Source organism: Hydrogenophaga sp. 70-12, from assembly GCF_001897365.1.
Lineage (GTDB): Bacteria > Pseudomonadota > Gammaproteobacteria > Burkholderiales > Burkholderiaceae_C > Hydrogenophaga > Hydrogenophaga borbori.
In genome coordinates, this window is sequence record NZ_MKSS01000287.1 from 1 (window position 1) to 8,416 (window position 8,416).

The 8,416-nt window shown below is 72.4% G+C and carries 8 protein-coding genes; 6 read left to right on the forward strand and 2 right to left on the reverse strand.

The window, feature by feature from the left end; translation table 11 throughout:
- Positions 1 to 436: nitrogen regulation protein NR(II) (locus BGO22_RS15745; protein WP_286851635.1), on the reverse strand; the 436-nt coding region annotated here is incomplete at its 3' end.
- Positions 437 to 575: 139 nt separating this feature from the next.
- On the reverse strand, positions 576 to 1,250 hold the full coding sequence (locus BGO22_RS15750; RefSeq protein WP_286851637.1) for a GntR family transcriptional regulator: 675 nt from the start codon (positions 1,248 to 1,250) through the stop codon (positions 576 to 578).
- Between the two features lie 125 nt (positions 1,251 to 1,375).
- On the opposite strand from BGO22_RS15750, the gene BGO22_RS15755 reads away from it, so the two are divergent.
- The 6 genes from BGO22_RS15755 to BGO22_RS15780 form a co-directional block, all read left to right on the forward strand.
- A complete protein-coding gene (locus BGO22_RS15755; RefSeq protein WP_286851639.1) occupies positions 1,376 to 2,182 on the forward strand; it encodes an enoyl-CoA hydratase/isomerase family protein in 807 nt (268 codons plus the stop codon).
- Positions 2,183 to 2,242: 60 nt separating this feature from the next.
- Positions 2,243 to 3,223: a Bug family tripartite tricarboxylate transporter substrate binding protein gene (locus BGO22_RS15760; protein ID WP_286851641.1), complete on the forward strand. Its 981-nt coding sequence runs from the start codon at positions 2,243 to 2,245 to the stop codon at positions 3,221 to 3,223.
- Positions 3,224 to 3,324: 101 nt separating this feature from the next.
- Positions 3,325 to 4,569 (forward strand): CaiB/BaiF CoA transferase family protein, encoded by a 1,245-nt coding sequence (locus BGO22_RS15765; RefSeq protein ID WP_286851643.1) that lies wholly within the window; start codon positions 3,325 to 3,327, stop codon positions 4,567 to 4,569.
- A 118-nt stretch (positions 4,570 to 4,687) separates the two neighbouring features.
- Positions 4,688 to 7,279, forward strand: a complete 2,592-nt coding sequence (locus BGO22_RS15770) for a sensor histidine kinase (RefSeq protein ID WP_286851645.1) — start codon at positions 4,688 to 4,690, stop codon at positions 7,277 to 7,279.
- Positions 7,280 to 7,321: 42 nt separating this feature from the next.
- Positions 7,322 to 7,963, forward strand: a complete 642-nt coding sequence (locus BGO22_RS15775; protein WP_204743410.1) for a response regulator — start codon at positions 7,322 to 7,324, stop codon at positions 7,961 to 7,963.
- 75 nt (positions 7,964 to 8,038) lie between these two features.
- The coding region (locus BGO22_RS15780) for a hypothetical protein (protein WP_286851647.1) at positions 8,039 to 8,416 on the forward strand (378 nt) is incomplete at its 3' end.

Sequence of the window (8,416 nt, forward strand, 5' to 3'; positions counted from 1 at the left end):
GCAGCCGCGCGACGATCTGGCGCTCGATGCGGTCGCGGCCGGTGACCTCGACCACGGCGGTGTGCGAGCGCAGGAAGCGCCCGCTGGCATCGCGCACCGCGAGCGAGACCAGTTCCACCGAGAAAAAGGCGCCGTCCTTGCCGAACAGGCGCAGGGTGAGCGGGAGCGCGCGGCCCTGGGCGCGCAGCTCGTGCAGGTGGTCGCGCAGCTGCTGCAGGTCGGCCTCGTCGCGCAGGCGGGCGAGCGTGGGAAAGTCCAGGTCGCCGCCGCTGGCCAGCCGGTCCACGTCGGCGCGGTCGTGGCCCAGCCAGTCGAGCAGGGTGTCGTTGATGGCCAGCACGCGCAGGCCGGTGTCCAGCGCGAGCAGGCCGCAGGGGGCGTTGTCCCACAAGGCATGGCCTTCGGCGATCGCCCGTTCGCTGCTCGTGTGTTCCATGTTGGTGTGGCCTCCCACCCGTCGTGTGCGGGTCTTGCGGGGGGTATCCCCCGGAGCGGGCACTCTAGCCGCCGATGGCGTGCTATGCAAATGGGGGCTGGGGCCGCCGGTTCGTGGGCCGGCGTGGCCGGTCGGGCGCTCAGCGCATGCGCAGCATCAGCTCGGCCTGGGCGGTGCCGCCCACGGTGATGTGCTCGTTCATGGCGCGGTGGGCCTCGGGCTCGTCGCCGCGCACGATGGCGCGCACGATGGCGCCATGCTCGCGGTGCGAGGCCTTCATGCGGCCGGGCCGCTCGAAGGACACGGGCCGGTAGGCCGCCAGCCGCTCGCGGATGCGCACGATCTGCCCGGCCAGGTAGGCGTTGTCGCAGCCCTGGTAGATGAGGTCGTGCAGGCGCAGGTTGAGGGCGGTGTAGGCGGCGATGTCGTCGCCCTCCACGGCCTGTTCGGCCTCTTGCTGCAGGGCGTCCAGCGCCTGGCGCTGTTCGTTGCTCATGCGGCGCGCGCTCAGCCGCGCAGCTTCCGATTCGAGCACCGCCAGCACCTCCAGCATGCCGAAGACTTCGCGCGGCTCCAGGCGCGTGACGACCGCGCCGCGCCGGGGGGAGAAGTTCATCAGTCCGGCGGCGGCCAGTTGCAGCAGCGCCTCCTTGGCCGGCGTGCGCGAGATGCCAAAGCGCTCGGCCACCGCCTTCACGTCCAGCGCGTCGCCCGGGCGCAGCCGGCCCTGGCGGATGTCGGCCTCCAGGGCCAGGCGCACCTCGTCGGTCACGGTGGCCGCCGCGGGTTCGGCCGTCGTCGTCGTGTCGTTCATGGGCTGGCAGTGTACGGGGAGCGGGTCTTTCAGGAATTCATGCATCGCTGTTTACCCTAGTAAAGAATCCACTTGACCAAAAAAACAGCCTTATATAAATTTATACAAAGTCAAAGGAGACATTCATGAATGCAAGAGACGAGGGGCTCAACGATCTGCCCGAGCTGTCGGTGGCGGGCGGGGTGGCCACCGTGACCCTGCGCCGCCCGCGCGTGCTCAACCGCCTGCAGGCCGAGGATGTGATCCGCCTGCGCGAGATCTGGGCCGAGGTGGAGCGCGAGCCGGACGTGCGCGCGCTGGTGCTCACCGGCACCGGCCGGGTGTTCAGTGCCGGCTACGACCTCGACGAGCTGGGCGAGCGCAGCGGCGCCATCGCCCCCGGCGAGCGCGCCGGGCGCCCGCTGCCCGATTTCCCCGCCATGACCTTGGAGCTGGAGCGCCTGCGCGTGCCCACCGTGTGCCGGCTCAACGGCAGCGTGTACGGCGGCGCCACCGACCTCGCGCTGAGCTGTGATTTCCGCGTCGGCCGCAGCGACTGCGAGATGTTCATGCCCGCCAGCCGCCTGGGCCTGCACTACTACACCGAGGGCCTGATCCGCTGGTCGCACCGCCTGGGCACCAACGCGGCGCGCCGGCTCTTTTTCACCTCCATGACGATCAAGGCCGAGGAAATGCAGCGCATCGGCTACCTCACCGACGTGGTGGCGCCCGAGGCCCTGGACGGGGCGGTGGACGCGCTGGTGGCCACCCTGTGCGCCCAGGCGCCGCTGGCGGTGGCGGGCATGAAGCGCGCGCTCAATGAGATCGCGCGCGGCGAACTCGATGTGGCCGCCAGCGACGCGCGCCACCGCGCCAGCCTGGCGACCGAGGACCTGCGCGAGGGCATGGCCGCCTGGCAGGCCCGCCGCGCGCCGGTGTTCAAAGGACGCTGACCCCCGCCCGGCGGGGCCGCCAGCGCTCCGCCGGTGCCTTATTCAATACAGGAGACACCCATGAGCATTCAACGACGCACCCTGTTGCGCCTGGCCGGCGCGGCGCCGGCCGCCCTGGCCCTGCCCGCGCTGCACGCCAGCGCCTGGCCCTCGCAGGCCTTCAAGCTGCACATCGGCTACAGCACCGGCGGGGCGGCCGACATCGTGGCCCGCACCCTGGCCGTGCGGCTGGAAAAGCTGCTGGGCCAGCCGGTGGTGTTCGAGTACCGGCCCGGCGCGGGCGGCGCCATCGCCGCGGCCTACGTGGCGCGCCAGCCGGCCGACGGCTACCAGCTCTACCTGGCCGACACCGGCAGCCTGGCCATCATTCCCAACCTGCGCAGCGTGCCCTACGACCCCCTGCGCGACTTCACGCCCCTGGGCTACGTGGGCGCCAGCGGCCTGGTGCTATTGGTCAACAACGACCTGCCCGCCACCGACGTGCCTTCGCTGGTGCGCCTGCTCAAGGACAAACCGGAGGCCTACGCCTACTCGTCCTCGGGCATCGGCTCGCCGCACCAGCTCGCGGGTGAGCTGTTCAAGCAACTCACCGGCACGCAGATCCGCCACGTGCCCTACCGGGGGGCCGCGCCGGCCATGAACGACCTCATGGCCGGCCAGGTGCAGGTGGCCTTCGCCACCATCGCGCCCGCGCTGCCGCTGATCCAGGCCGGGCGCATGCGCGCCATCGCCGTCACCTCGGCCCAGCGCTCGTCCAGCCTGAAGCAGGTGCCCACCATCGCCGAGCAGGGCGTGGCCGGCTACGAGGCCACGCCCTGGTTCGCCATGGTGGCACCGCAGCAGCTGCCCACCGCCATCGCTCAGCGCCTGCAGCAGGCCATGGCCCAGACCATCGCCGACCCCGAGGTGGTGGCCACGCTGGAGCGCTACGGCGTCGAGGACGCCAGGGTGCAGACGCCGGCCTGGCTGCAGGAGCGCGTGCGCGCCGACCACGCCAAGTGGGGCCAGGTCATCAAGACCGCCGGCATCAGGATGGACTAAGCGCCGAGGCGCTTCGCGCGACCCCCAAGGGGGGCGCGCCCGCGGCCCGGCACAGCCGGTTCCGCGGCGCCCTGGGCCAGATCACTTCAATGGCAACCTCAATGAATGAACCGATGAATTCGCCCGAGGACTTCGGGCGCCCGCTCGCGGGCCTGAAGGTGCTGGAGCTGTCGCAGATCATGGCCGGACCGGTCTGCGGCCTGCTGCTGTCCGACATGGGCGCCGACGTCATCAAGGTCGAGCGCTTTCCCGGCGGCGACGACGCGCGCGGGTACCAGCGCCCCGGCGACCTGGGCCTGTCGCCGGCCTTCGTGATGATCAACCGCGGCAAGCGCTCGGTGGCGCTGGACATCCGCACGCCCGAGGGCCGGGAGGCCCTGCTGCGTCTGGTGGCGCAGGTGGACGTGGTGACCGAGAACTTCCGCGTCGGCACCATGGAACGCCTGGGCCTGGGGCAAGAGGTGCTGATGCAGGCCAATCCGCGCCTGATCTACGCCGCCGTCTCGGGCTATGGCCGCACCGGGCCGCTGGCGCAGCAGGGCGGCTTCGACCTCATCCTGCAGGCCTTCTCGGGCCTGATCAGCGTCACCGGCGAGGAGGGCCGCGCGGGCGTCAAGCCTGGCATTTCGGTGGCCGACGTGAACGCCGGCATCCTGGCCGCGCTGGGTGTGCTGGCGGCCTACATCCGCCGCCTGCGCACCGGGCGCGGTGGCCGCGTGGACACCTCGCTGCTGCAGGCCTGCATGCAGCAGACTTACTGGTTCGCGGCGGCCTACTTCTCCAAGGGCGTGGTGGCCAAGCCCATGGGCACGGCGCACCCGCTGATCGCGCCCTACCAGACCTTCGCCTGCGCCGACGGCGCCATCGCCATCGGCGGCGGCAACCAGGCCAACTGGCTGCGCATCGCCGACACCCTGGGCCATCCCGAGTGGGCGCAGGACCCGCGCTTCGAGACCGGCGCCGCGCGCCTGGGCCACCGGCACGCGCTGGAGGCCCTGATGACCGAGGTGCTGCGCACGCGCAGCGTGGCGCACTGGACCGAGGCCCTGGCCGCCGCCGGCGTGCCCGTGGGCCCGGTGCAGGACGTGGGCCAGGCCCTGAGCCACCCGCAAACCCGGGCCGTCGGCATGGTCATCGACAACCCCGACCCGCGCACCGGCCTGGACAAGGCCGTGGGTTGCCCCGTGCATTTCGACGGCCACAGCCCCGCGCGCACCGGCCCGGCGCCGCTGGTGGGCGAGCACACCCTGCAGGTGCTGCGCGAGTTCGGCTTCGACGAGGCCAGCCTGCGCCGCCTGGCCGATGCGGGGGCGATCCCGCCGCCGCGGCCGACTGTTGAGGCTTGAGCGCGACGGTCCTGTATTTCCCCTGTGCACAGAGGCGTCTGTAACGTAGAGTTGCCGCACGCCCGATAGAACGACCGTCAGGGAGGCTGGCGGAGCGGGCCAGGAGGACGCCCCCGGCATGGCGGGAGACCGCAAGCGCTCGGTACAACTCTGGTTGCCACTGCTGCCCGCAGCGGTGGCACTGGTGCTGCTCGCGCTCATGGTGTGGTCGGTGGAGCGGGTGGTGGGCGACGAGCTCGAGCGGCGCGCCCAGCAGCGGGTGGAGCAGACCGCCGCCATCTATGCCGACCGGCTCTCGCGCGTGCTCGCGCGCCACGCCGCCGAACTCGACCTGCTCACGCTGACGCCCAGCCAGCAGGTGTCGCCCCAGGGCTGGCGCCTGCAGATGGACCGCCTGCGCCAGCGCCACCGGGGGTACGTGTGGATCGGCGCCACCGACAGCGAAGGCCTGGTGCTGGCCGCCAGCGATGGCCTGCTCGAGGGCGTGTCGATCGCGCAGCGACCGGTGTACCTCAAGGGCCGTGAAGGCACCTGGTTCGGCAGCCTGCACCCGCCCGTGTCGCTGCGCGAGCCCCTGGCGGCGCTCCAGCGGCCGGTGCCCACCGAACTCGCCGACCTCGCCATGCCCTATCACGGCGCCGACGGCCAGCCCGCCGGCGTGCTGGCCGCCCACCTCGACGCCGCCTACTACGACGCGCTGCGCCAGGACGTGCTGGGTCCGGCGGACGCCCGCCGCGGCCTGCAGCTGGAGCTGGCCGACCAGGACGGCCGGCGCCTGCTCGGCGAACGCGCGGGGTTGTCGGCCACGCAGTGGCTGGACCTGCTGGGCACGCCCGTGGGCACGCCGCGGGTCTTCGAGGACGAGGAGGGCGAGGCCATCCTGCTGGTGCGCCACGGCATCGACCGCGCCACCCTGCCGGTGAAGACCGACTGGCAGGTGGTGGCCTGGCAGCCCCTGGGCATGACACTGGCGCCGGTGCGCGAGCTGGAGCGCTACGTGCTGGTCTGGGGCGGCGGCACGGTGCTGCTGGTCAGTCTGGGCGGCTTCTGGCTGTCGCGCCGGCTGGCCCGGCCGTTCAACCAGATGCTGGACGTGGTGGCCGAGCGCCTGGGCCCGCAGGCGGACGCCGCGCCCGGCACGGTGCTGCGCGTCATCGCCGAGCAGATGCGACGCCTGCCCGCGCAGGGCGGCGGCGGCTCGCGCAGCGAACAGACCCTGACGCAGGTGCTGCACGACGCCAGCCGCCTGCAGGCCGTGCTGCAGCACCTGCCCGCGCCCATGTACCTGGTGGACATGGACTTTCGCGTGCTGTTCTGGAACGACGCGGCCGAGCGCATGTTCGGCTGGAGCGCGGCCGAAACCGAGGGCCGCCACGTCGACGAGATCTTCCGCGACAAGGACCCGACCAACAGCGCGCGCCAGGCCATCCGCCCGCAGATGATCGCCGGCCAGGGGCCCTGGACCTTCGAGACCCACCTGCTGCGCCGCGATGGCAGCGACATCTGGGGCGAGTGGCGGCTCACCAAGGTGTTCGGTGCCGACGGCGAACCCATCGGCCTGCTGGCCCAGGTGCGCGACCTGACGGCCGAGCGCCTGAGCGAGATGCGCCTGCGCGAACAGGGCGAGGTGCTGGGCGCCATCATCAACGCCGCCAGCGATGCCGTCATCAGCGTCGACATGGTCGGGCGCATCACCATGTTCAATCCGGCGGCCGAACGCATTTTTGGCCGCGAGGCGCTGGCCATGATCGGCCAGCCGCTGGACAGCCTGCTGCCGCCCGAGCACCGGGGCGAGCACCTGGCCCTCATGCAGCGCTTCGGCAACTCGCGGGTCACCACGCGGCCCATGGGATTCGGCCGTGTCAAGGGCCTGCGCGCGGACGGCGCCGAGCTCGAACTCGAGGCCTCGATCTCGCACGCCGTGGTGCGCGGCCACAAGCTGCTCACCGCCATCCTGCGCGACGTGACCGAGCGCGTGCGCGCCGAGCAGGCGCTGGCGCGGTACCAGCTCGAACTCTCCGAGCTCACGCACCGCCTGCTGAACCAGGAGCAGGTCACCACGCGCGAGTTGGCCCAGACCCTGCACGACCAGCTCGGCCAGACCCTGGGCGCGATCCGCCTGTCCTTCGACTCGCTGGCGCAGATGACCCGCGAGCTGCTGCCGCCGCGCGCGCAGGAGCGCTCGGACACGGTGGGTCGGCAGATCGACCACGCCATCGCCGAGGTGCGCCAGGCCCTGGTGCGGCTGCGCCCGCCCATGCTGGAAGACATGGGCCTGACGGCCGCGCTGGACAACGACATCCGCCAGCGCGCGGCCGAGGCAGAGGGGGTGGCGCTGCACCTGCAGACCGTGGGCAACGTGGTCGCGCAGCGCTGGCCCGACGACGTGGAGTACGCCGCCTTCATGGTGGCGCGCGAGGCCGTGGCCAACGCGCTGCTGCACGCGAAGGCCAGCCGCATCGTGGTGCGCCTGGAGGGCGACGCCACCCACCTGCGGCTGGACGTCGTCGACGATGGCGTGGGCCTGCCCGAGGAACTGGCCTTCGGGCGACCCGGGCACCTGGGCATGGTGGGCATGCGCGAGCGCGCGCTGGCCATCGGCGCAAGGCTCAGCGCCCGCGCGCGCAGTGGGCGCGGCACGCGGATCACCCTGATCTGGACCGCCCGTCCCGGCAGCGTGTTCGGCGAACTGCCGGACACCGACAACTGAATCGAGCCACGGCCGACACGACCACAACGGAGAACCCCCCTCATGAGCGACATCTACCTGGTTGACGACCACGCCATGCTGCGTGACGGCCTGAAGGCCGTGCTGGAGGACGCCGGCCACCGCGTGGTGGGCGAGTCCGCCGACCCCACGGCGGCCCTGGCCGAGATCGTTCGCCTGGCGCCGTCGGTGGTGCTGCTGGACCTGCACCTCGGCCTGCGCTCGGGCTTCGAGCTGCTGGAGCAGCTGGTGCAGCGCAAGGCCCCGTCGCGCGTGGTCATGCTCACCATGTCGGCCCAGCCGCGCCACGTGGCCGAGGCCATGCGCCTTGGCGCTTTCGGCTACGTGCTCAAGGGCTCGCCCGCGCGCGAGGTGCTGGAGGCGGTGGAGGCCGTGGCCGGCGGCCGCAAGCACCTGGGCGGGCCGGTGGCGCAGCTGGCCGTGGAGGGGCTCACGCAGGCGGACGACAACAACCCCCTGGCCGCGCTGTCGGTGCGCGAGCGCCAGGTGATCCAGCTGGTGGTGCAGGGCCACACCAGCGCGGCCATCGGCGAGCAGCTGCACCTGTCGCCCAAGACGGTGGAGAGCTACCGCAGCCGGCTCATGGCCAAGCTCGGCGTGAGCGACCTGCCCGCGCTGGTGCGGCTGGCGATCCGCGAGGGCCTGATCAGCGCCGACGACCTCTGACACGGGGTTCCCCGCTGCCCGCGCGTCCAGATTTCCCCGCAGCGCCGGCGCGGCCGCGCGCGCACCATCCTTGCCATGGACCTGGAGATCGACATGGCACCCACCCTACCCCCCGGCCTCGGGCACGGCAGCCTGCAGGTGCTGGTGCTCTGCCCGCGCGGCCAGGCGCTGCAGGACGTGCGCGAGCAGGTCGCCCGCTGGCCGGTGCCCGGACAGGTGCGCTGGACCAACGACCCGGTGGAGGCCCTGCGCCTGGCGCTGGCGCAGCCGCCGGCGCTGGCGATCGTTGACGCGCGTCTGGACCGCGCGGGCGGCCGCGCCCTGGTGGGTCAGCTGGCGCGCTGGCGCTCGGACCTGGAGGTGTTCATCTTCGACGACCCGCCGGCCGAAGGCCTGCGTGGCCAGGGCAGCCTGTGGCACTGGTGCGAGCTGCCGCGCGTGCTGCGCTGGTGG

Coding starts and splice junctions, on each gene's coding strand:
- BGO22_RS15750 (WP_286851637.1), bottom strand. CDS start 1,250: ATGAACGACACGACGACGACGGCCGAACCCGCGGCGGCCACCGTGACC.
- BGO22_RS15755 (WP_286851639.1), top strand. CDS start 1,376: ATGAATGCAAGAGACGAGGGGCTCAACGATCTGCCCGAGCTGTCGGTG.
- BGO22_RS15760 (WP_286851641.1), top strand. CDS start 2,243: ATGAGCATTCAACGACGCACCCTGTTGCGCCTGGCCGGCGCGGCGCCG.
- BGO22_RS15765 (WP_286851643.1), top strand. CDS start 3,325: ATGAATGAACCGATGAATTCGCCCGAGGACTTCGGGCGCCCGCTCGCG.
- BGO22_RS15770 (WP_286851645.1), top strand. CDS start 4,688: ATGGCGGGAGACCGCAAGCGCTCGGTACAACTCTGGTTGCCACTGCTG.
- BGO22_RS15775 (WP_204743410.1), top strand. CDS start 7,322: ATGAGCGACATCTACCTGGTTGACGACCACGCCATGCTGCGTGACGGC.